Consider the following 19,868-nt stretch of genomic DNA (forward strand, 5'->3'; position numbering starts at 1 on the left):
TTTTTCGTCCTTCTCATCAGCTCGGCTGTCAGCTGGTCGACAGCAATTTCGGCCGAATTAGAGGTAAGCTCGTGGCAATTGGCGATGCCCGCGGACGCGGGCATTGTCGTTTGTGTTGCCGTTTGAAAGTCGTTCCATGTTTCAGCGCTTATTCGCTCTTCTCCTGCTGTCCACGTCTTTGAGTTTTGCGCATGCTCAGGAGCCGCAAAGCAATCTGCCGCATGTCCGGATAACGGCCGGGATGTATCAAATCGATGCACAAGTCGCCAAAACGCCCGAGCAGCGTCAGACCGGCCTGATGTTCCGCAAGGAGATGCCGCAAGCCGAAGGGATGATCTTTGTCTTCGAGCAACCGGCAACCCAGTGCTTCTGGATGAAGAACACCTTGATTCCCCTCACCGCCGCCTTCGTGGCGGACGACGGGCGCATCGTGAACCTCGCGGACATGAAGCCGATGACCGAGGATTCACACTGCTCGAAGGAACCGGTGCGCTTCGTCCTCGAGATGAACCAGGGCTGGTTCGAGCACAAGAACATCAAGGCCGGCACGAAGCTCGGCGGCGAGCTGTTCGCACAGATCCGCTAACCTCTGCGCCTCGACGCCAACGAAAAAGCCGACCCGAGGTCGGCTTTTTTCGTTGGTGCGGAGAACCGGAATCAGCCGAAGTTCTTCTCGGCAAAGCCCCAGTTCACCAGCTTGGCGAGGAAGGTCTCGACGAACTTCTGGCGCAGGTTGCGGTAGTCGATGTAGTAGGCATGCTCCCAGACGTCGACGGTCAGCAGCGCCTTGTCGGCGGTGGTGAGCGGCGTGCCGGCGGCGCCGGTGTTCACGATGTCGACGGAACCGTCCGCCTTCTTCACAAGCCAGGTCCAGCCGGAACCGAAGTTGCCCACGGCCGACTTGACGAAGGCTTCCTTGAATGCCGCGTAGCTACCCCACTTGGCATCGATCGCCTTGGCCAGCGCGCCGCTGGGTTCCCCGCCGCCCGCGGGCTTCATGCAGTTCCAGAAGAAGGTGTGATTCCAGATCTGGGCCGAATTGTTGTAGATGCCGCCGCTGGACTTCTTGACGATGTCCTCAAGCGCCATGTTTTCGAATTCCGTGCCCTTCTGCAGGTTGTTCAGATTCACGACATAGGCGTTGTGGTGCTTCCCGTAGTGGTACTCGAGAGTCTCCTTGGAGTACTCGGGCGCCAGTGCGTCCATCGCGTATGGCAGGGGAGGAAGAACGTGTTCCATGTTTTTTCTCTCGGGTTGGTTGTGGGATGGTTGATTCTAGAAAGGAAATCACACCGCTGACGTCGGACGCATTCCCTTGCCCGCAGTTTGCAGGACCTTGAGATCGGCCCGGCCATCGGCGAGATGCGCCTGCACTTCGTCGCCGACGGCCAGCCGATCGACGCTGGTGACCGCATGGCCCTGCGCGTCCGTGATGAGGGCATAGCCCCTCTGCAGCACGAGCTCCGGATCCAACAGCTTCAATCGCAGCAATGCACGGTTGAGCAGCTCGTGGTGACGATCGAGCGCCACCCGAAGCCGCGAAGGCAACCCGGTCTGCAGCGCCTGTTGCGCATGACCGAGCCGCGACGTCTTCGCCTGCACGGCGAAATGCATCCGCTGCGCGTGATGCGCCAGACGCAGACGCTGGCGCGCCACGAGCTCCGAGGGACGGCCGAGCCGTCCCGCTGCGACATCCAGCCGCTGGCTCGACGCATCGACCCTCGTGAGGATCGCGTCGCGCAAGCGCTCTTCGATCAGTTCCAGTGCGCCCAGCCAGACGTCACGCGGCGCCGCGACGAGCTCTGCGGCGGCAGTCGGCGTGGGCGCGCGCACGTCGGCGCAAAAGTCGGCGATCGTGAAGTCGGTTTCATGGCCGACACCGCTGACGAGCGGCACCGGACTTTTGGCGATCGTCCGCGCCAGCATTTCATCGTTGAACGCCCAGAGGTCCTCGATCGATCCGCCGCCACGCACGAGCAGGATGACATCGACCTGCGGCTTCAATGCATAGAGCGCCTCCAGCGAACGCACGAGTTCGGCCGGTGCGTTCGCACCTTGTACCGCCGCCGGCGCGAGCACCACCGGGATATGGGGCACCCGCCGCCGCAGCGCCGTCACGACGTCGTGAAGCGCCGCCGCCCCCAGCGACGTGACGAGCCCGACGGACCGGGGCATCGCTGGCAACGTGCGCTTTCGCGCGACGTCGAAGAGTCCCTCCGCCTCGAGCTTCGCCTTGCGCTGAAGAAACTGCTCGAACAACGCGCCCTGCCCCGCCCGACGCAGACTCTCGACGATCAACTGAAGGTCGCCGCGCGGCTCATAGAGCCCGAGCCGCCCGCGCACTTCGACCTGGTCGCCGTCGCGCGGCGCGAAGTCCAGCAGCCCCGCTGCGCGGCGGAACATGGCGCAGCGCAACTGCCCGTTCTGATCCTTCAGCGAAAAGTAGCAGTGGCCGCTCGAGGCTCTTGAAAAGCCTGAGATCTCGCCCCTGACAACGACCGGGTTGAAGCGCGCTTCGAGCGCGTCCGCGACGGCACGACACAGCGCTCCCACGGCCCAGACGCGCACGCCGCCCGCAGGTGTTTGCTCACGTTCATTCATGCCGCATCGATGTGACAGGGTGGGAATCTTCCACAAGCGCCCACGAGCCTCCCTGATGGAGCTCTCCATACGCATCACAGGCACATGTTCTCGTGCAAGCCATTGATTTCATTGAAAAAAGTACTGCTCAAATATCGCTCGATCCAGTGAGGCGTCCATCTGGCGCGGCTCCGGCCGAGTTGCTCTGCGTGTTAATCACAAAGTTATCCACAGTTTCTGTGCGTCAATCCCTACACGCGAAGGACACCGAAACATGCACCGGCTCGGTAGATAATCGCCGCGCATTTGCAGTCGATGGGCCGGAGGAATATTTGTTTTCCATCATAGTTGCTGCGGGCTGGCCGATCTGGCCGCTGCTCGCTTGTTCGGTTATCGGCCTGGCACTCGTCATCGAGCGCTTCGCCAGCCTGAAGACCTCGAAAGTCTTGCCACCCAAGTTGCTCGACGAGGCCATCGCGGTCTCGCGCAATTCCGTTCCGGCGCCGGACGTCGTGTCGAAGCTGGAGCACAACTCCAGTCTCGGCGAAGTCCTTGCTGCAGGTTTTCGGGCGCTGAACTCCAACCCGGCGTCCAGCGAGGATGATCTTCGCGTCTCGATGGAAGCTGCCGGGCGCGTGGTGGCGCATCGGCTCGAGCGCTATTTGCCCGCGCTTGCGACGATCGCCTCCGCCGCGCCGCTGCTGGGCCTGCTCGGCACGGTGATCGGCATGATCGAGATATTCGGCTCGCAATCGCCCTCCAGCGGCGCGGTCGGCTCCGGCAACCCGGCCCAGCTTGCGCATGGCATTTCGATCGCCCTCTACAACACGGCGTTCGGGCTGATCATCGCGATCCCGACGCTGATCTTCTGGCGCTATTTCCGTAGCCGGGTCGATGAGTACCTGCTCAACCTCGAGCTCGCGGGCGAGCGCTTCGCACGTCACCTGAACACGCTCCGCCGATGAGGATGCACTTCCGCCACGGCTCGCGCGACGAGCCGGAGATCAACCTGATCCCGTTCATCGACGTCCTACTCGTCGTGCTGATCTTCCTGATGCTGTCGACCACCTACAGCAAGTTCACGGAAATGCAGCTTCGGCTACCGGTGGCCGATGTCGAGGCGCAGCGCGACTATCCCAAGGAAGTGATCGTCTCCGTATCGGCCGATGGCCGCTACGCGATCAACAAGACGCCCCTGTCCGACCGCAGCGTCGAGGCAGTCACGGCCGCCCTGAGCGCTGCAGCCAGCGGCGCAAAGGACAACGTCGTCATCATCAGCGCCGACGCCAGCGCAGCGCATCAATCCGTGATCACCGTCATGGAGGCCGCACGGCGTGCCGGCCTCATGCAGATCACCTTCGCCACGCAGTCGGCCGCCCAGGCGGGTCGATAGCCTTGGCTTCGTTGCAGCACGCCTGGCTGCGACGCGGCACGCTGGCGCGGCTGCTGTGGCCGCTGTCACTCCTCTTCGGCGGGCTGACGGCATTGCGGCGCGCCCTTTTTCGATCCGGCATCCTGCGAACCGAACGCGTCGACGTGCCGGTGGTCGTGGTCGGCAATGTCGTCGCCGGTGGGTCGGGGAAGACGCCGGTCGTCATGGCCATCGTGCGCCATCTGCAATCGCAGGGTATCCGTGTTGGCGTGGTGTCGCGCGGCTATGGCCGATCGACCACCGGCTGCCGTGAAGTACTGGACGGCAGCACGCCCGCCGACACGGGCGACGAGCCGCTGCTCATACGGCGATCGACCGGCGCCCCGTTGTTCGTCGCCGAGCGACGCGTCGAGGCCGCGCGAGCCCTTCGGGCGCGTTATCCCGATACCCAGGTCATCGTCAGCGACGACGGCCTGCAGCATCTCGCGATGGCGCGTGATGTCGAAATCTGCGTCTTCGACGACCGTGGCGTCGGCAACGGATGGCTGCTCCCGGCGGGCCCCCTGCGCGAGAACTGGCCTCGGCGCTGCGATCTCGTACTGCACACCGGCCGGCATCCGGCTTTCGCGGGCTTCACGGCGACGCGATCGCTCGCCGACTACGCACTCGCGAGCGACGGCTCACGGGTGCCGCTCGCCAAACTTGCCGATCGGAAGCTCGCCGCCGTCGCAGCCATCGCGAAGCCCGAGGCCTTCTTCGAGATGTTGCGACAGTGCGGCCTGCGCCTCGAACGCTGCTTCGCACTCCCGGACCATCACGATTTCGAGGACTGGATGCCCGGGGCAACGCAAGGCTGCACGGTGCTCTGCACCGAAAAGGACGCCGTGAAACTCTGGCGCAAGGCGCCGGACGCGCTGGCAGTGCCGCTGCTGTTCGAGCCCGAAGCGGTCTTCTTCTCGGCGTTCGACGCAAAGCTATCATCGACCGATGGATACCAAGCTGCTTGAACTGCTCGTCTGCCCCGTGACCAAGGGTCCGCTCACCTGGAATGCGGAGAAGCAGGAACTCGTCTCACGCAGTGCACGCCTGGCCTATCCGGTGCGCGACGGCATTCCGGTGCTGCTCGAGAGTGAAGCGCGTCCCCTGACCGACGAGGAACTGGGCCTTTGATCTTGACCATGAAGTTCATCGTCCTGATCCCGGCACGGCTCGCCTCGACCCGGCTGCCGGACAAGCCGCTGGCCGACATCGCCGGCCTGCCCATGGTGGTGCGCGTGGCACAGCGCGCGCGCGAATCAACCGCCGGGCGCGTGGTCGTGGCAGGCGATGACACCCGCATCATCGAGGCGTGCGAGGCACACGGCATCGAAGCGTTGCTCACCCGCAAGGACCATGCGAGCGGCAGCGATCGCCTGTCGGAAGCCTGCACCCAGCTCGGCCTGCCGGACGACGCAACCGTCGTCAACGTCCAGGGTGACGAGCCGCTCATCGACCCTTCACTGATCGATGCGGTTGCGCAAACGCTCTCGGACCACCCCGGCGCGGCCATGAGCACCGCAGCGCACGCGATCGATTCGCCGCAGGAATTCACCAATCCCAATGTCGTCAAGACCGTCTTGGACGCGAATGGCTACGCGCTCTACTTCAGCCGCGCGCCGATTCCCTGGTGGCGCGACGGATTCGCTGATGCGGGCCCGAACAAGCTGCCACTCTCGCCGCCCGCCTTGCGGCATATCGGCATCTACGGCTACCGGGCCGGCTTCGTCCGGCAGTTTCCGAGTCTTCCTCCGGCACCGGTGGAAGGTACCGAGGCGCTCGAACAGCTACGTGCGCTTTGGCATGGCCACCGCATCGCGGTGCATGTCAGCGAGCACGCGCCCGGACCTGGCATCGACACCCCAGAGGATCTCGCGCGCGTGCGCGCCCTCTTCGCGGCAACCTAGCCGCCGGGCCCGGCGAGGGGCCATGCTATCCTCAAAGGAACTCCGCCATTGACGCCACTCGTGATCAGCACGGCGCGACAGAAATCCAAAAAAACCTTCGAGGACACCATGAGACTGATATTGTTGGGCGCACCCGGGGCGGGCAAAGGCACACAGGCGGCCTTCATTTGCCAGAAATACAGCATCCCCCAGATTTCCACTGGCGACATGCTCCGCGCGGCGGTCAAGGCCGGCACACCGCTTGGCAAGCAGGCCGAAGCCGTCATGGCTTCCGGTGCCCTGGTCAGCGACGACCTGATCATCAACCTCGTGAAGGAACGCATCGCGCAGGCGGATTGCGCGCAAGGCTTCCTGTTCGATGGCTTTCCACGGACCATCCCGCAGGCCGAAGCGATGCGGGCCGCAGGCGTCAAGCTCGACTACGTCCTCGAGATCGACGTCCCCTTCTCCGACATCATCGATCGGATGAGCGGGCGCCGCTCGCACCCGGCGTCCGGCCGCACCTATCACCTGAAGTTCAATCCGCCAAAGGTCGAAGGCAAGGACGACGTGACGGGCGAAGACCTGATCCAGCGCGAAGACGACAAGGAAGAAACCGTCCGCAAACGGCTTGATGTCTACAGCCAGCAGACCCGCCCACTGGTCGATTACTACTCGCAGTGGGCCAAGGTCGAGCCCGCTGCGGCGCCGAAGTACCGCTCCATCAGCGGCGTCGGCACCGTCGACGAAATCACGCAGCGCGCACTCGCAGCACTGGCGAGCTGATCAGGCCGGGCTGGAACGCAGCCCGTAGACCTTCCCGTCGACAAACAGGTATTCGACGCGGATCACCGCCTCCTTGCCTTCCTTCTGGCCGAAGCCGACGGCGGCCACCTGCGTGCCGGGCTTGATCTCCTGGATCTTCCAGGCCTCCATCCGGGTGAGTGGCGCCAGTTCAAGCTCCCACTGACGCGTATTGCGGCTCGGCGGCGCTGCCTTCGCAAGAAGCGCGGCTCCATCCACAGGCGCAGTCTGTGCGGGCAAGGCGCGCTTCGGCAAATCCGCCGGCACCTTCAGATCCGCCGGCACATCGATCATGAGCTCGACGTGCGGGTTCTGCCACTTCACGCTCACCACCCTGCCTTCGAGATAAAGCGGGCGGTCCTGGTCGAAGCTGCCCCACCCGTGGTGCGCCCAGGCTGACGACATCGTCGCGGGGACGGATGCGACGGCGAGTAAGAGGCTGCGGCGTTTCATGCGGGCTCCTTTCGATCAGTAGGCGATCCATCGGCCGCAGAACACCACGGCCAGCCAGATCGCAGTGGACGACAACATCTGTATCCGCGCCAGTGGATCGAGTTTGGCAAGCGAGCCGCGGGCGTGGAACCAGACGGCATTGCAGCCCGCGGCCACGAGCAGTCCCATCTTGAAGACGAAGGCCCGGTTCGCGAGCAACTCGGATGGTTGGGTTGAGAACATCAGTGCGCCGCTGGCCGCCGCGAGCGCGAAACCGCTCAAGGCGATGGTCAGCGACAGTCGCGCCAGGCCATGCACAGGGAGAGTGGCCGCCCGTCCGAACACACGCATCTCGAGCGCCACGAGATTGCCAAGCAGCAGCGCGATCCCGACGATGTGCACGACCTCCAGCGTCGGATAGACCCAGGTGGTCGTGCGCAGTGCATCGAGCATCGGACGGCTCCCGTCAAGAGGACTGCGCGCTCCCTGGGAGAAGCTCCAGCGCCAACGCGATACGTGCCTTGACCGGCGTCAGCGCGCCCGCGTCGCGCAAGGCTTCGTTCGGCTTCGGGAGAATACGACCCTGCATGCAACGGGTCGCGCGCACGACGGCGATCCCTGCGGCCTGCGCACGCAATGCGGCCGCCTCCAGCGCATGGTGCAGGGTGCCGTTGCCGGTCGCGGCAAGCACGATGCCCTGCACGGCGTCGGGAGCACCTCGCTTGCGTTCGGCGACCAACGCATCGACGATCGCGCCCCTCGCCTCGGCGTGGCTCACCAGGATCTCGACGCGCGGCCACGATGCCGCGCTGACGACACGATCGAAAACCGGCGTTGCAACCTGCGGCTCGGGCCAATTGCGCAGCACCCGAACGGCGCCCTCCTCCACGTACGCCAACGCGCCGGCATCCCCGGAGTCGAAGGCATCGAGGCGATAGGTGTGGACCTTCTGCACATCGGTGGCGCCGTGCACGGTCCCCGCGCAAACCGCCACGACGCCTCGCGCACCCGGCGTCGCTGCGACCACGACGGCATCGCGCACATTCTGAGGACCGTCGGGGGCCAGCGCGGTCGCCGGACGCATCGCACAGGTCAGCACGACGGGCTTGGAGGCCGACAGCACCGATTGGAGAAAGAAGGCAGTCTCTTCCAGCGTGTCGGTCCCATGCGTGATGACGATGCCCGCCACATCCGCTTCTGCGAGCCAATGCGCACACCGCTGTGCAAGCTTCTGCCAGGTCGCAAAGCTCATGTCCTTGCTGTCGATCTGCGACACCTGCTCTGCAAGAAGCGCCACACCGTCGGGCGCCTCGATACCCGTCAGCAGGTCCGCGACACCCACCTGCCCGGCGGTGTAGCCGATGTTGTCGCCCGCGTGGCTGGCACGTCCTGCAATCGTGCCGCCAGTGCCAAGAACGACGACCCGCCGCTTGCCGCCTTGAATGTTTTCGCGCATTGCTTGCCAATCCCAGGGAAACTGGTTAAAAATACAGGTACTGGATATGCACCCAGTCCTTCAGGAGTCACCATGCAGTTCGCCGTCAAGCTTACCGCCCGCCAGCAGCAGATTCTGGACTTGATTCAAAGCGCCATCGCCCGCACCGGCGCCCCGCCGACGCGCGCCGAGATCGCGGCCGAGCTGGGCTTCAAGTCGGCCAATGCGGCGGAAGAGCATCTGCAGGCATTGGCGCGCAAGGGCGTCATCGAACTGGTGAGCGGCACTTCGCGAGGCATCCGCCTCAAGGGCGAAGCGCTGCGCGCGCTCAACGAATCGCGGAACAACCAGTATTCGCTGTCCCTGCCCGGCATGGCGCAGCTTGCGCTGCCACTGATCGGCCGGGTCGCCGCCGGCTCACCGATCCTCGCGCAGGAGCACATCGACCAGACCTACTACGTCGAGAACACGCTGTTCCAGCGCCAGCCCGACTATCTCCTCAAGGTGCGCGGCATGTCGATGCGCGACGCCGGCATCATGGACGGCGACCTTCTCGCGGTGCAAGCCACCAAGGAAGCTCGCAACGGGCAGATCGTGGTTGCCCGCCTGGGCGATGAGGTCACCGTCAAGCGTCTCAAGCGGAACAAGCAGGTCATCGAGCTGCACGCTGAAAATCCCGACTACCCCACGATCGTTGTTCAGCCCGGCGAACCCTTCGAGATCGAAGGCCTCGCGGTCGGGCTGATACGCAACACGATGTTGATGTAGCCATCCGTACAGGTCAACGCGACGAAAGCTGCGTTCGCCTCATGACCATCCGCGACAGGTGGCGGGCGTATGGCACTAGCCATCACCCTGTCGAGGCAATGAAAGCAATCCTGCCTGTGTTCAATCTCTACCTCCTGGAGTTCACATGGGAATCGCTCTTCTCAGCATCGTCGACCTGTTCACGCCCCTGCAGTCGCTGGCCGATCGCTGGATGCCGGCACGGCGCTCGCGTCACGTCAATTCATCGGGATTGCGCTATGTTGGCGTCCGCCCAAGCTGCGCATCGCGGCAGAGTCCCGCAGTCCGGGATGCGTCCGCCAGCGCGCGGCCGCTGCGCGTCGTTCGCATGGTCGATGCTCAACAGCCCCATCGGCACCCGGGCCGGGTGGTCATCTCCGGTCGCATGGCGGATGTGTGCGCGGAGCTCGACCGACTGGCCGCGCTCGAAGCCGCGGACGCGGCCGGCCATTGCGCCCGCATGCATTGAAACCCCAACCCGGCGTTGCGTGCATTGCCCGACGCCGGGCAATGCGCCGACACAGCCGGCGGGTCGTGCAAGGCACAATGCACGCCATGAATATTGTGATCCTCGACGACTACCAGGACGCGGTACGCAAGCTGCAGTGCGCCTCCAAGCTCGATGCCTATGCAGCCAAGGTTTACACGAACACCGTCAAGGGTATCGGGCAGCTCTCGGTTCGACTCAAGGATGCCGAAGTGATCGTGCTGATCCGGGAACGCACTCACATCTCGCGGCAGTTGATCGAGAAGCTGCCCAAGCTGAGGCTCATCTCCCAGACCGGCCGCGTCGGCAGCCACATCGATGTGAACGCCTGTTCAGAGCTCGGCATCGCAGTGGCCGAAGGCACCGGGTCTCCGCAAGCGCCGGCTGAACTCACCTGGGCACTGATCATGGCGGCAATGCGTCGTCTGCCCCAGTACATCAGCAACCTGAAGCACGGCGCCTGGCAGCAGTCGGGGCTCAAGTCGGCATCCATGCCCGCGAATTTCGGACTGGGTTCCGTGCTCAAGGGCAAGACGCTCTGCGTCTGGGGCTACGGACGCATCGGGCAATTGGTCGCGCGCTACGGCCAGGCGTTCGGCATGCAGGTGGTCATCTGGGGACGCGAGCAGAGTCTTGCCAAGGCGCGGTCCGACGGCTTTCAGGTCGCGCCGAATCGCGAAGCCTTCTTCGCGGCGGCTGACGTGCTGTCGGTCCATCTCCGCCTCACGGAGGAAACCCGCGCACTCGTCACACTTGAGGACCTGTCGCGCATGAAGCCGACCTCCCTGTTCGTGAACACCTCGCGCGCCGAGTTGGTCGAGCAGGACGCGCTCCTCGCGGCGCTCAATCGCGGCCGGCCCGGTCTGGCGGCCATCGATGTCTTCGAAAGCGAACCACCGCTGCAGGGCCACGCCCTGCTCCGTCTCGAGAACTGCATCTGCACGCCGCACATCGGCTATGTCGAGCAGGAAAGCTACGAGATGTACTTCGGGCAGGCGTTCGACAACGTCGTGAGCTTCATCAAGGGCAATCCGACGAACATCGTCAATCCCGGCGCGCTGCAGGTCCGCCGTTGAAGCAGCCCGCACTGCCGGCCGCCTTGTGGGCCCTGCTGGCGGGCAACTTCGTGATCGGCACGGGTGTCATGGTGGTGCCCGGCACGCTCAACGAGCTCAGCTCGTCACTCCAGGTCGGCGCGGCGACCGCCGGCCAGCTCATCACTGCCGCCGCCGTGGTGATGTGTGTCGGCGCCCCGCTGCTGGCGGCGCTGGTCGCCGGTTGGGACCGGCGCGTGCTGCTGGCCTGCACGATGCTCTGGTATGCCTGCGGTCATCTGGTCTCCACCCTGATGCCCACCTTCGGCGCCCTGCTGCCGGTTCGCATGTTGACGGTGATCGCGCCGGCGATCTTCACGGCTCAGGCGGCCGCGTGTGCGGGACTGCTGGTGCCGTCGGAGCAACGCGGGCGCGCCGTGACCTTCGTCTTCCTGGGCTGGTCCATGGCTTCGGTGCTGGGCCTGCCCCTTGGCGCCCTGATCGGAGGCCACCTGGGCTGGCGTGCAGCCTTCGGCACCATTGCGCTGCTTTCGTTGATGAGTGCCGGCTGGATATGGCTGAAGCTGCCGTCCGGCATCCGCCCCGCCGCGTTGTCGCGCGATGCCTGGGGGCGTGTCCTCAAGAGCCCGCTCCTGATGGGCGTGGTCTGTGTGACGGCGCTACAGGGCTCCGGCCAGTTCGTGCTGTTCAGCTACTTCGCCCCCATCCTGAAGGAGCGGCTCGGCGCCGACGCAACGCAGCTCGGGCTGATCTGGGCGTGGTTCGGAGCCTGTGGCGTGGTGGGCAACATGCTGGTGAGCCGCTATGTCGATCGCCTCGGCGCATCGCGCATGGTCTTGCTGACGACGGCGCTGATCGCATTGAGCCTGCTCCTCTGGCCTCTGGGTGTCAGCCTGGCCTGGCTGGCCGTCCTGCTCACGCCGTGGGGGTTGGGCTGCTTCGCGACCAATTCGGCGCAGCAGGCTCGGCTGGTGTCGCTGTCTCCCGCCCTTGCGCCGGGCTCGGTCGCGCTGAACAGTTCCGGGATCTACATCGGCCAGGCCATCGGCGCCGGCGCGGGCGGCTGGCTGCTCGCCAACGGCGCGATCGGCTGGATGAACTGGGTCGGCTTCACGACGGTGCTCGCCGCACTTGCGCTGAGCGTCTCGGTCGACAGGGCGCAGAGGCGCGCCCCTGCCGTCAGCGTTTGATCGACTTCGCCTTCGGCGCGATCTCGGCCTCGGTGGCCGGATCGAAGAGTTCGAAATCGATGATGTGAGGATCGCTCGACGGGGCCGGCGGCTTCGGGGGCTCGATCGGCGTCGGCATGGTTTCGTAGGCTGTCTTGTCGAACTCTGCGAGGTCCAGCTCCGGCGGCGGCACGGCGCGCGGCGGAGCCTCCCGCTCCTCGCCTTGCGCCGGCATGACCGGCGCGTCAGGGACCATCACCGTGTCGTGGTGCAGCCTGTCGTCGATCGAACCAAAGATCGAAGGAGGCAGCGTCGGCCCGTCATGCATGACGGGCGGCATCGTGTCGGGCCAGAGCGGCGCGGTGGCGGTTGGTGAATGCGTGTCCGTGAACGGCGCAGGCATCTCCGCAGCGGGCGGTGCGGTGTCGGGCTCGGGCTCGGGCTCGATCACCTCCTTGGCCAGGCCGTAGAGAAGCAGAAGCTCCTGGTACGCCGCGAGATCGAAGGCACCGTCTTCGTGGACGCCGGGCTTGCGGAAGATCAGTTCCTCGATCAGCGCCAGCGTGCTCGGCGCCGGCCATTGCGATTCGATGCGCGCGAGCGCGCTACGGTAGTGCTCCAGTCCCTTGCCTGCGTCGGTGTACTTGTCGAACGGCGGCACATCGGCATTGAACGCACGTTCGAACTCCTCGGCGAGATGCGCGTAGTCCTCGCGGCGGTCGAGCGAATGGTAGATGCGCAACAAGTCGAGGTACGCCAGCGCGCTCGTGCCCGGGTTGGCGGCGATGTGCTCGCGCAACACGTCGATCGCCTGGTCATGCTGGCCGAGCGAGAGAAAGAAATCCGACTGCTGCTGCACGTCGAACAGTTCTTCGGTGTTGACCGGGCGGGCTGCGGCGCCTTCGAGCGGTCGCGCGGCGGGCGGCGGCGCGCCGGCCTCGTCATCGTCGTCCGGCGCCAGAGGTGCAAAGGGCGTGGCGCCGAAGGTCGTCATGCCGAGCGTACGCTTCCTGGGCGGTTCGTCCTCGGAATCGGGGTCCGATTCGCCTTCATCGAGCAGCCCGCCATCGCGGCGCAGCCGCTTGGAACTGCCTGTGCCTTCGGGCTGCAGCACCGATTCGCGCCACCACGCAGAGGCCGCGGCACGGCGATTCGCGCGCCACAGGAGCAGAAGAGCGACCAGCGCCAGTAGCAGTCCGGCAATCAGGGCATAGACCAGCGGATTGCGGAACTGGCTCTCACGAGCCTGAGCGAGCTCGCTGCGCAATTCGAGGAGCGCGCGCTGGTTCTGCGCGGTCTGTTCGCGCAACGCGGCCAGTGTGGCTTCGAGTTCCTTGTTGCGCGGGTTCTCGCGCTGCGCCTGTTCGGCAGCGGGATTCATCGCGCCCCACAGCGCAGCGGCAGCGGCGCGGCGGGCCGGATCCTCGACCGGTGGCGGCACGAGCTGGGCGGTGGTCTTCAGCCCGTTGTCCCTGGCTGGCTCGGGCTCGAGCGCTTCGACCTGCAGCCGGGGACCTGTTGCAACGGATTCAGTCTTCGTCGGAGCGACCGGTGTCGGCCGAGCAGCGGGCACTGCGCGCGGGATGACCGGCGCGGCGCGGCGCGGCGCCGCAGCCACGGGGGCACTTGCCTGCGGTGCGGCGGCCTGTGCGGTGTTTTCGCGTTCTGCCGAAGAGCGTGCCGCGGCACGGCGTGCCGTCGGACTACCGGAACCATCGGGACTCGCGACACCACCGCCGCCCCCACTCGCCGAGCGAGATGCGGACCGTGCAGGCTGTCTTTGCACCGGCACCGCATCGGACGACGGCCGCGCACCCGCTATCGCCACACCCGGCGGCGTGACATCGGAAGGCACGTCGGCCAGAAGCACATAGCTGCGTGTCGACTTCATGTCGCAGCCCGCGCGCACCGTGATCGTGACGACGGGCTCATCGACCGGAGCGGTCGTGCGCACACGAATGTTGGAATTGCCGGGGCTGCTGCCCGACTCGAGGGAAACAGTCACCCGGCGTTCGAGCATGGGCGTGTCGCCCTGCAGCACCTCGGCCCCGAGACACAAGGACCCACCGGCTTCTGCCGCGTCGAGCGCCAGGGGAATCACCATGTCGATCGGCTTGCCGATCCAGACGGCACCTTGCGGGCGCCCGATCGTCAAGGCGGGTGATTCGAGGGCGACTCCGAGGAGGAGCAGGCTCGCCGCTAAGCGTGGGAGTTGCAAAATGGGATGCGAAAAGCAATCAAAAGTTGACGCATTCTGACACGGTGGTCAGCCCCCCCTATTCACCGAGAGACAATTATCAAATGACTGTGAACTTTTCCAATACCGCCGTAATCGGCGCAGGCGCCATGGGGCGAGGCATCGCCCAGATCGCAGCGCAGGCCGGAAGCCAGGTCCTGCTGCTGGACAGCTTTGAGGGAGCCGCCGAGCGAGGCCGCGACGCGATCCTCGCCCAATGGCGAAAGCTGCAGGAGAAAGGCAAGCTCGATGCGGCGCAACTCGAAGCGCTTTCCGGTCGCGTGCAGACCGCCGGCTCGATGCAGGACCTTGCCGGTTGCGACCTGGTGATCGAGGCCATCGTCGAGGACATCGACGTCAAGCGAGCGCTGTTCCGCGACCTCGAGGCCGTGGTCTCCCCGTCGACAACACTGGTCAGCAACACATCGTCGTTGTCGGTCACTGCCATTGCGGCCGCGCTCAAGCATCCGGAACGCATGGCGGGATTCCACTTCTTCAATCCGGTTCCACTGATGAAGGTGGTCGAAGTCGTGGCGGGCTTCAAGACCGATCCCGAGGTCTGCCGCAGGCTGGCCGGCTACGCGACGCAGATGGGCCACAGCCCGGTGCAGGCCAAGGACACGCCCGGGTTCATCGTGAATCACGCGGGGCGCGGCTACGGCACCGAGGCGCTGCGCATCGCCGGGGAAAGCGTCGCCGACTTCGCCACCATCGATCGCATCCTCAAGGACCAGGCCGGCTTCCGGCTCGGCCCGTTCGAGCTGCTCGATCTCACGGCACTCGATGTGTCCCATCCGGTGATGGAGTCCATCTACCGCCAGTACTACGAGGAACCGCGCTACCGCCCCAGCGTGATCACCGCTCAGCGACTCGCCGCCGGCGCGCTGGGCCGCAAGAGCGGAGAGGGGTTCTACCGGTATCCCGACGGCGCGATGCAGCAAGTCGCGGAACCGCCTGTGCCTACGGTCGACACGATTCCGCCGGTCTGGGTATCGCCGCGCGCGGCACGACGCCCCGAACTGCTGAAGCTGGTCCACGCGCTCGGCGCGCAGCTCGAAAGCGGCGCGGCGCCCTCGCCCGCCGCACTGATCCTGGTCGCGCCGCTGGGCTTCGACGTCACGACCGTCGCGGCGGTCGACCGCCTCGACGCCACCCGCACCGTCGGCATCGACATGATGGTCGACGATGCCGCCACCAAGCGACGGGTGCTCGCCACCAATCCGGCCACGCGCCGCGACATCCGCGACGCGGCCCATGCGCTGTTCGCGCGCGACGGCAAGGCGGTCAGCGTGATCCGCGACAGCGGCGGCTTCGTCACCCAGCGCGTCGTTGCGACGATCGTCAACATCGCCTGCGACATGTGCCAGCAGGGGGTCTGCACGCCGGCCGATTTGGATCTCGCGGTGCGGCTCGGCCTCGGCTATCCGCGAGGGCCTCTGGCGATGGGCGATCTTTATGGTCCGACCAACATGCTGGAAATCCTGTTCAACCTCCAGACCGTGTACGGAGATCCGCGCTACCGCCCGAGCCCTTGGCTGCGCCGCCGAGGCGCGCTTGGCCTGAGCCTCACCCATCAAGAAGACTAGAGACCAAGAGACGACAACCATGACCGCAGAACTCAAGAGCACCACCGAAGGCAGCACCATGGTGCTGACCCTGTCCAATCCATCGCAGCGCAATGCGCTCGGCCCCGAGATGTATGCGGCCGGCATCGAGGCCTTCAACGGCGCCGAGAACAACGCCGAGATCCGCAGCGTCGTCATGGTCGGCGAAGGTAAATGGTTCTGCGCCGGCGGCTCGCTGCAGCGGCTGCAAAACAACCGCGCACTCGACCCCTCGGTGCAGGCAGAAAGCATCGAGGCGCTGCACACCTGGATCGACACGATCCGGACTTTCCCCAAGCCCGTCATTGCAGCCGTCGAAGGCGCCGCGGCCGGCGCGGGCTTTTCGCTCGCAATGGCCTGCGACTTGGTGGTGTCGGCGCGCGACGCGGTGTTCGCCGCTTCGTACAGCAACGTCGCGCTCTCGCCGGACGGCGGCCTGAGCTGGCACCTGGGGCGCGCGCTGCCTCGCCAGCTCGCCAGCGAGTGGCTCATGCTCGGCGAGCGGCTCGAACCCGCGCGCCTGCATGCGCTGGGCCTCGTCAACGAGCTGACCGAGAACGGTCAAGCGCTTTCCGGCGCGCTCGCACTGGCGGCAAAGATCAATGCACGCGCACCGAACTCGATGGCAAGCATCAAGGAACTGCTGGGCGAAGCACGCGGCGCATCGCTGGTTTCGCACCTGTCGCAGGAGCGCGATCACTTCGTGCGCAACCTCCATCACGCCAATGCCGGCATCGGCATCGCGGCATTTCTTTCCAAAGAGACCCCGCGCTACGAATAGCGCGGCGTCGCTCTCGTGACAACCCCAGGCATTTCAGTCACCGACAGGACAGCCCATGGACGACCCCATTCTTACCATCGAAGAACGTGAAGCGATCAACGGTGGTCGCTGGTTTTCTTCTCTTTCTCCATCACTGCGCCACGACATCCTCCGATGTGCATTTGTCAAGCGATACAAGGACGGCGATTTGATCTGCGCGCGCGGCGATCCGCCCGAGCAGTGGATCGCCTGCGCCAAGGGCGCGGTCCGCGTGAGCTCGACCGCGGTGTCGGGCAAGCAGGTCACGCTGACCTACGTGGAGCCGGGCATCTGGTTCGGCGACGTGGCGATGTTCGATGGGGACAGGCGCACGCACGATGCGTACGCGCATGGGGACTCCACGATTCTTTGCGTGGCACGCGCGGACTTCCAGAAGATCCTCGCGAGCCACGTGGAACTCTACGAAGCACTGATGCGGCTGCAAGCGCGCCGCATCCGGACGCTTTTCGGTCTGGTCGAGGACCTGAACACCCTGCCCTTGCGAGCGCGGCTCGCGAAGCAGCTCATCCATCTGGTGCGCAGCTATGGGGTGCCGAATCTCGCCGATGGCAGCCAGATGCGGATCGGGCTGCAACTCGCGCAGGAAGAACTCGCGCAACTGCTTGGGGCCTCGCGCCAGCGGGTCAACCAGGAACTCAAGGCCATGGAGCGCGAGGAAGCGATTCGCATCGAACCGGGCGGACTGGTGGTGCTCGACCGGGCCGCGCTGATGCGCATTTCAGAAGCCGATCAATAAATCTCAGAGACATGACCCAGGACTTCGACAAATTCGTCGGCACACGTGCCATCTCCCCACAGCACCAGTTCGACGTCGACGCGCTGACCGCCTGGCTCGAAAAGAACCTGGGCGGGTTCAAGGGCCCGCTGACGGTGGAGATGTTCAAGGGCGGGCAGTCCAACCCGACCTACAAGCTGGTGACTCCCACGCAGAGCTACGTGATGCGCGCGAAGCCCGGCCCTGTCGCCAAGCTGCTGCCTTCCGCGCATGCGGTCGAGCGCGAGTTCAAGGTCATGAGCGGCCTCGCCGGCACCGACGTGCCGGTGCCGCGGATGTACTGCCTGTGCGAGGACGAATCCGTCATCGGCCGCGCCTTCTACATCATGGAATTCATGCAAGGCCGGGTGCTGTGGGACCAGTCCCTGCCCGGCATGAGCAATGCGGAGCGCGCCGCAATCTACGACGAGATGAACCGCGTGATCGCCGCCCTGCATACGGTGAAGTTCGCCGAACGCGGCCTCGCCGACTATGGCAAGCCCGGCAACTACTTCGAGCGCCAGATCGGCCGCTGGAGCAGGCAATACGTCGCCTCGGTCACGCAGCCGATCCCGGAGATGGACCGGCTGATGGAATGGCTGCCGGCGCATATCCCGGCGAGCGCGCGCGACGAGAAGATGACCTCGATCGTCCACGGCGACTTCCGCCTCGACAACCTGATGTTCCACGCCACCGAGCCGCGGGCGATCGCCGTGCTCGACTGGGAGCTTTCCACGCTCGGCCATCCGCTCGCGGACTTCAGCTACCACTGCATGTCGTGGCACATCCCGCCCGGATCGTTCCGCGGCATCGGCGGCCTCGACCTCAGGAGCCTCGGCATTCCCACCGAGAGCGAATACATCCGCAAGTACTGCGAGCGCACCGGCATCACCACGCCCGAAGCGCTGGCGCCCGACTGGAACTTCTACCAGGCCTACAACCTGTTCCGCATGGCGGCCATCCTGCAAGGCATCGCCAAGCGGGTCGAGGCCGGCACCGCCTCGAGCGAACAGGCCGTGGCTTCGGGCCGCGGGGCGCGGCCGATGGCCGAAATGGCATGGCAGTTCGCCCAGCGGGCCTGATCGCGGCAGCGACCTGCTGAAACCCTTACCCCACAGGAGACGATATGGACTTCGAATACTCGGCCAAAACCAAAGACTTGCAGAAGCGCGTCACCGCCTTCATGGAAGACAACATCTACCCGGCTGAAGCGGAGTACGCGGCCGAGCTGGCGGCCAACACCGCAGCCGGCAAGCGCTGGAGCGCGCTCAACACCGTCGAAAAGGTCAAGGCCAAGGCCAAGGCCCAGGGTCTCTGGAACCTGTTCCTGCCGGTCGACAGCGCCGCCGCATCGGGCTACGAGGGCGCGGGTCTGACCAACCAGGAATACGCACCGCTCGCCGAAATCATGGGCCGCGTGCCATGGGCCAGCGAGGCATTCAACTGCTCGGCACCCGACACCGGCAACATGGAGACCATCGCGCGCTACGGCTCCGAGGAAATCAAGTCGCGCTGGCTCAAGCCGCTGCTCGAAGGCGAGATCCGCTCCGCCTTCGCGATGACCGAGCCTGAAGTCGCATCGAGCGATGCCACCAACATCGCGACGCGCATCGAGCGCCAGGGCGACGAGTACGTCATCAACGGCCGCAAGTGGTGGATCTCCGGCGCGGCCGACCCGCGGTGCAAGGTGTTCATCACCATGGGCAAGACCGACCCCGACGCGCCCAAGCATTCGCAGCAGAGCATGATCATCGTGCCGGCGGACACGAAGGGCATCCGCATCGTGCGTCCGCTCAACGTCATGGGTTACGACGATGCGCCGCACGGCCACGTCGAGATGTACTTCGAGAACGTGCGCGTGCCGGCCGGCAACATGCTGCTCGGCGAAGGCCGCGGCTTCGAGATCGCCCAAGGCCGCCTCGGCCCGGGCCGCATCCACCACTGCATGCGTCTGATCGGCCTCGCAGAACGCGCACTCGAACTGATGTGCAAGCGCGCCAGCTCGCGCGTCGCCTTCGGCAAGACCGTCGCATCGCAGACGGTGACCCAGGAGCGCATCGCCGAGGCGCGCTGCAAGATCGACATGGCCCGCCTGCTCACGCTGAAGGCGGCCTGGCTGATGGACGTGGCCGGCAACAAGGTCGCGAAGACCGAGATCGCGATGATCAAGGTGGTCGCGCCGAACATGGCCTGCCAGGTGATCGACTGGGCCATGCAGGTGCACGGCGGCGGCGGCATGTGCGACGACTTCCCGCTTGCCTACGCCTACGCGGGCGCGCGCACGCTGCGCTTTGCGGACGGCCCGGACGAAGTGCACCGCAATGCGATCGCGAAGTGGGAGCTGGGCAAGTACGGCACCGGCAAGACCGACGACACCATGCCCGTCACGCGCTTCTGAGCGCCGTTCCTTCC

General features: G+C 65.6%; 22 protein-coding genes. 16 read left to right on the forward strand and 6 right to left on the reverse strand.

Going from position 1 to position 19,868, the window contains the following annotated elements; all coding sequences use genetic code 11:
• Nucleotides 1-136: 136 nt before the first annotated feature.
• A complete protein-coding gene (locus tag BLW05_RS02190; protein WP_093159115.1) occupies nt 137-586 on the forward strand; it encodes a DUF192 domain-containing protein in 450 nt (149 codons plus the stop codon).
• 71 nt (nt 587-657) lie between these two features.
• Here the strand turns inward: BLW05_RS02190 and BLW05_RS36350 are convergent, their stop codons facing one another.
• Nucleotides 658-1,239, reverse strand: a complete 582-nt coding sequence (locus tag BLW05_RS36350; protein WP_256329976.1) for a superoxide dismutase — start codon at nt 1,237-1,239, stop codon at nt 658-660.
• 48 nt (nt 1,240-1,287) lie between these two features.
• Nucleotides 1,288-2,601, reverse strand: a complete 1,314-nt coding sequence (xseA, locus tag BLW05_RS02195; RefSeq protein WP_256329977.1) for an exodeoxyribonuclease VII large subunit — start codon at nt 2,599-2,601, stop codon at nt 1,288-1,290.
• Nucleotides 2,602-2,912: 311 nt separating this feature from the next.
• Between xseA and BLW05_RS02200 the strand changes: the two genes are divergently transcribed.
• From BLW05_RS02200 to adk, 6 genes are all read left to right on the forward strand, one after another.
• Nucleotides 2,913-3,545, forward strand: a complete 633-nt coding sequence (locus BLW05_RS02200) for a MotA/TolQ/ExbB proton channel family protein (RefSeq protein WP_093159118.1) — start codon at nt 2,913-2,915, stop codon at nt 3,543-3,545.
• A gap of 2 nt (nt 3,546-3,547) precedes the next feature.
• A complete protein-coding gene (locus BLW05_RS02205; RefSeq protein ID WP_093159120.1) occupies nt 3,548-3,973 on the forward strand; it encodes an ExbD/TolR family protein in 426 nt (141 codons plus the stop codon).
• Nucleotides 3,970-4,959, forward strand: coding sequence for a tetraacyldisaccharide 4'-kinase (gene lpxK, locus BLW05_RS02210; protein WP_093159123.1), 990 nt, complete (start codon nt 3,970-3,972; stop codon nt 4,957-4,959). The genes BLW05_RS02205 and lpxK overlap by 4 nt, the downstream gene beginning before the upstream one ends.
• Entirely contained in the window at nt 4,940-5,122 is a 183-nt protein-coding gene (locus BLW05_RS02215; RefSeq protein ID WP_093159125.1) for a Trm112 family protein, read from the forward strand. The genes lpxK and BLW05_RS02215 overlap by 20 nt, the downstream gene beginning before the upstream one ends.
• 8 nt (nt 5,123-5,130) lie before the next feature.
• On the forward strand, nt 5,131-5,895 hold the full coding sequence (kdsB, locus tag BLW05_RS02220; RefSeq protein WP_093160394.1) for a 3-deoxy-manno-octulosonate cytidylyltransferase: 765 nt from the start codon (nt 5,131-5,133) through the stop codon (nt 5,893-5,895).
• Between the two features lie 108 nt (nt 5,896-6,003).
• The gene (gene adk / locus BLW05_RS02225; protein WP_093160396.1) at nt 6,004-6,660 is read left to right on the forward strand and encodes an adenylate kinase; all 657 of its coding nucleotides are present in this window, start codon (nt 6,004-6,006) and stop codon (nt 6,658-6,660) included.
• Here adk and BLW05_RS02230 read toward each other — a convergent pair whose 3' ends face one another.
• The 3 genes from BLW05_RS02230 to BLW05_RS02240 are packed head-to-tail and all read right to left on the reverse strand — an operon-like array spanning nt 6,661 to nt 8,566.
• Nucleotides 6,661-7,131, reverse strand: coding sequence for a DUF6152 family protein (locus BLW05_RS02230; RefSeq protein ID WP_093159128.1), 471 nt, complete (start codon nt 7,129-7,131; stop codon nt 6,661-6,663).
• A gap of 15 nt (nt 7,132-7,146) precedes the next feature.
• On the reverse strand, nt 7,147-7,563 hold the full coding sequence (locus tag BLW05_RS02235) for a hypothetical protein (RefSeq protein WP_093159130.1): 417 nt from the start codon (nt 7,561-7,563) through the stop codon (nt 7,147-7,149).
• Between the two features lie 13 nt (nt 7,564-7,576).
• Entirely contained in the window at nt 7,577-8,566 is a 990-nt protein-coding gene (locus BLW05_RS02240) for an asparaginase (RefSeq protein WP_093159133.1), read from the reverse strand.
• A gap of 72 nt (nt 8,567-8,638) precedes the next feature.
• Here BLW05_RS02240 and lexA point away from each other — a divergent pair, with 72 nt between their 5' ends.
• The 4 genes from lexA (at nt 8,639) to BLW05_RS02260 (ending at nt 12,063) form a co-directional block, all read left to right on the forward strand.
• A complete protein-coding gene (gene lexA / locus BLW05_RS02245; protein ID WP_088956850.1) occupies nt 8,639-9,313 on the forward strand; it encodes a transcriptional repressor LexA in 675 nt (224 codons plus the stop codon).
• Nucleotides 9,314-9,458: 145 nt separating this feature from the next.
• The gene (locus BLW05_RS02250; RefSeq protein ID WP_093159135.1) at nt 9,459-9,800 is read left to right on the forward strand and encodes a hypothetical protein; all 342 of its coding nucleotides are present in this window, start codon (nt 9,459-9,461) and stop codon (nt 9,798-9,800) included.
• An 86-nt stretch (nt 9,801-9,886) separates the two neighbouring features.
• Nucleotides 9,887-10,894, forward strand: coding sequence for a D-2-hydroxyacid dehydrogenase family protein (locus BLW05_RS02255; RefSeq protein WP_093159138.1), 1,008 nt, complete (start codon nt 9,887-9,889; stop codon nt 10,892-10,894).
• Entirely contained in the window at nt 10,891-12,063 is a 1,173-nt protein-coding gene (locus BLW05_RS02260) for an MFS transporter (RefSeq protein ID WP_093159141.1), read from the forward strand. The genes BLW05_RS02255 and BLW05_RS02260 overlap by 4 nt, the downstream gene beginning before the upstream one ends.
• Here the strand turns inward: BLW05_RS02260 and BLW05_RS02265 are convergent.
• Nucleotides 12,053-14,197, reverse strand: a complete 2,145-nt coding sequence (locus BLW05_RS02265) for a type IV pilus assembly protein FimV (RefSeq protein WP_093159143.1) — start codon at nt 14,195-14,197, stop codon at nt 12,053-12,055. The two genes, BLW05_RS02260 and BLW05_RS02265, sit on opposite strands and share 11 nt — an antisense overlap.
• A gap of 146 nt (nt 14,198-14,343) precedes the next feature.
• Between BLW05_RS02265 and BLW05_RS02270 the strand changes: the two genes are divergently transcribed.
• From BLW05_RS02270 to BLW05_RS02290, 5 genes are read left to right on the forward strand one after another with little or no spacing between them, the layout of a single operon-like run.
• Nucleotides 14,344-15,864, forward strand: a complete 1,521-nt coding sequence (locus BLW05_RS02270; protein WP_093159146.1) for a 3-hydroxyacyl-CoA dehydrogenase — start codon at nt 14,344-14,346, stop codon at nt 15,862-15,864.
• 19 nt (nt 15,865-15,883) lie between these two features.
• Nucleotides 15,884-16,663 carry an oxepin-CoA hydrolase, alternative type gene (locus BLW05_RS02275; protein ID WP_093159148.1) on the forward strand — a complete coding sequence of 260 codons (780 nt, stop codon included), beginning with the start codon at nt 15,884-15,886 and terminating at the stop codon, nt 16,661-16,663.
• 55 nt (nt 16,664-16,718) lie between these two features.
• Nucleotides 16,719-17,438, forward strand: a complete 720-nt coding sequence (locus BLW05_RS02280; RefSeq protein ID WP_093159151.1) for a Crp/Fnr family transcriptional regulator — start codon at nt 16,719-16,721, stop codon at nt 17,436-17,438.
• 11 nt (nt 17,439-17,449) lie between these two features.
• A complete protein-coding gene (locus tag BLW05_RS02285) occupies nt 17,450-18,538 on the forward strand; it encodes a phosphotransferase (protein ID WP_093159153.1) in 1,089 nt (362 codons plus the stop codon).
• Between the two features lie 44 nt (nt 18,539-18,582).
• Nucleotides 18,583-19,854, forward strand: a complete 1,272-nt coding sequence (locus tag BLW05_RS02290) for an acyl-CoA dehydrogenase family protein (RefSeq protein ID WP_093159156.1) — start codon at nt 18,583-18,585, stop codon at nt 19,852-19,854.
• Nucleotides 19,855-19,868 lie beyond the last annotated feature (14 nt).

Source organism: Variovorax sp. YR216 (genome assembly GCF_900107745.1).
Lineage (GTDB): Bacteria > Pseudomonadota > Gammaproteobacteria > Burkholderiales > Burkholderiaceae_C > Variovorax.

What these genes read in the sequence shown, in the direction of transcription:
- BLW05_RS02285 (WP_093159153.1), top strand. Translation starts at nt 17,450, where the DNA reads ATGACCCAGGACTTCGACAAATTCGTCGGCACACGTGCCATCTCCCCA.
- BLW05_RS02230 (WP_093159128.1), bottom strand. Translation starts at nt 7,131, where the DNA reads ATGAAACGCCGCAGCCTCTTACTCGCCGTCGCATCCGTCCCCGCGACG.
- BLW05_RS02250 (WP_093159135.1), top strand. Translation starts at nt 9,459, where the DNA reads ATGGGAATCGCTCTTCTCAGCATCGTCGACCTGTTCACGCCCCTGCAG.
- BLW05_RS02270 (WP_093159146.1), top strand. Translation starts at nt 14,344, where the DNA reads ATGACTGTGAACTTTTCCAATACCGCCGTAATCGGCGCAGGCGCCATG.
- BLW05_RS02205 (WP_093159120.1), top strand. Translation starts at nt 3,548, where the DNA reads ATGCACTTCCGCCACGGCTCGCGCGACGAGCCGGAGATCAACCTGATC.
- kdsB (WP_093160394.1), top strand. Translation starts at nt 5,131, where the DNA reads ATGAAGTTCATCGTCCTGATCCCGGCACGGCTCGCCTCGACCCGGCTG.
- BLW05_RS02190 (WP_093159115.1), top strand. Translation starts at nt 137, where the DNA reads ATGTTTCAGCGCTTATTCGCTCTTCTCCTGCTGTCCACGTCTTTGAGT.
- BLW05_RS02290 (WP_093159156.1), top strand. Translation starts at nt 18,583, where the DNA reads ATGGACTTCGAATACTCGGCCAAAACCAAAGACTTGCAGAAGCGCGTC.
- BLW05_RS02240 (WP_093159133.1), bottom strand. Translation starts at nt 8,566, where the DNA reads ATGCGCGAAAACATTCAAGGCGGCAAGCGGCGGGTCGTCGTTCTTGGC.
- BLW05_RS02215 (WP_093159125.1), top strand. Translation starts at nt 4,940, where the DNA reads ATGGATACCAAGCTGCTTGAACTGCTCGTCTGCCCCGTGACCAAGGGT.
- BLW05_RS02280 (WP_093159151.1), top strand. Translation starts at nt 16,719, where the DNA reads ATGGACGACCCCATTCTTACCATCGAAGAACGTGAAGCGATCAACGGT.
- adk (WP_093160396.1), top strand. Translation starts at nt 6,004, where the DNA reads ATGAGACTGATATTGTTGGGCGCACCCGGGGCGGGCAAAGGCACACAG.
- BLW05_RS02235 (WP_093159130.1), bottom strand. Translation starts at nt 7,563, where the DNA reads ATGCTCGATGCACTGCGCACGACCACCTGGGTCTATCCGACGCTGGAG.
- xseA (WP_256329977.1), bottom strand. Translation starts at nt 2,601, where the DNA reads ATGAATGAACGTGAGCAAACACCTGCGGGCGGCGTGCGCGTCTGGGCC.
- BLW05_RS02255 (WP_093159138.1), top strand. Translation starts at nt 9,887, where the DNA reads ATGAATATTGTGATCCTCGACGACTACCAGGACGCGGTACGCAAGCTG.
- BLW05_RS36350 (WP_256329976.1), bottom strand. Translation starts at nt 1,239, where the DNA reads ATGGAACACGTTCTTCCTCCCCTGCCATACGCGATGGACGCACTGGCG.
- BLW05_RS02275 (WP_093159148.1), top strand. Translation starts at nt 15,884, where the DNA reads ATGACCGCAGAACTCAAGAGCACCACCGAAGGCAGCACCATGGTGCTG.
- lexA (WP_088956850.1), top strand. Translation starts at nt 8,639, where the DNA reads ATGCAGTTCGCCGTCAAGCTTACCGCCCGCCAGCAGCAGATTCTGGAC.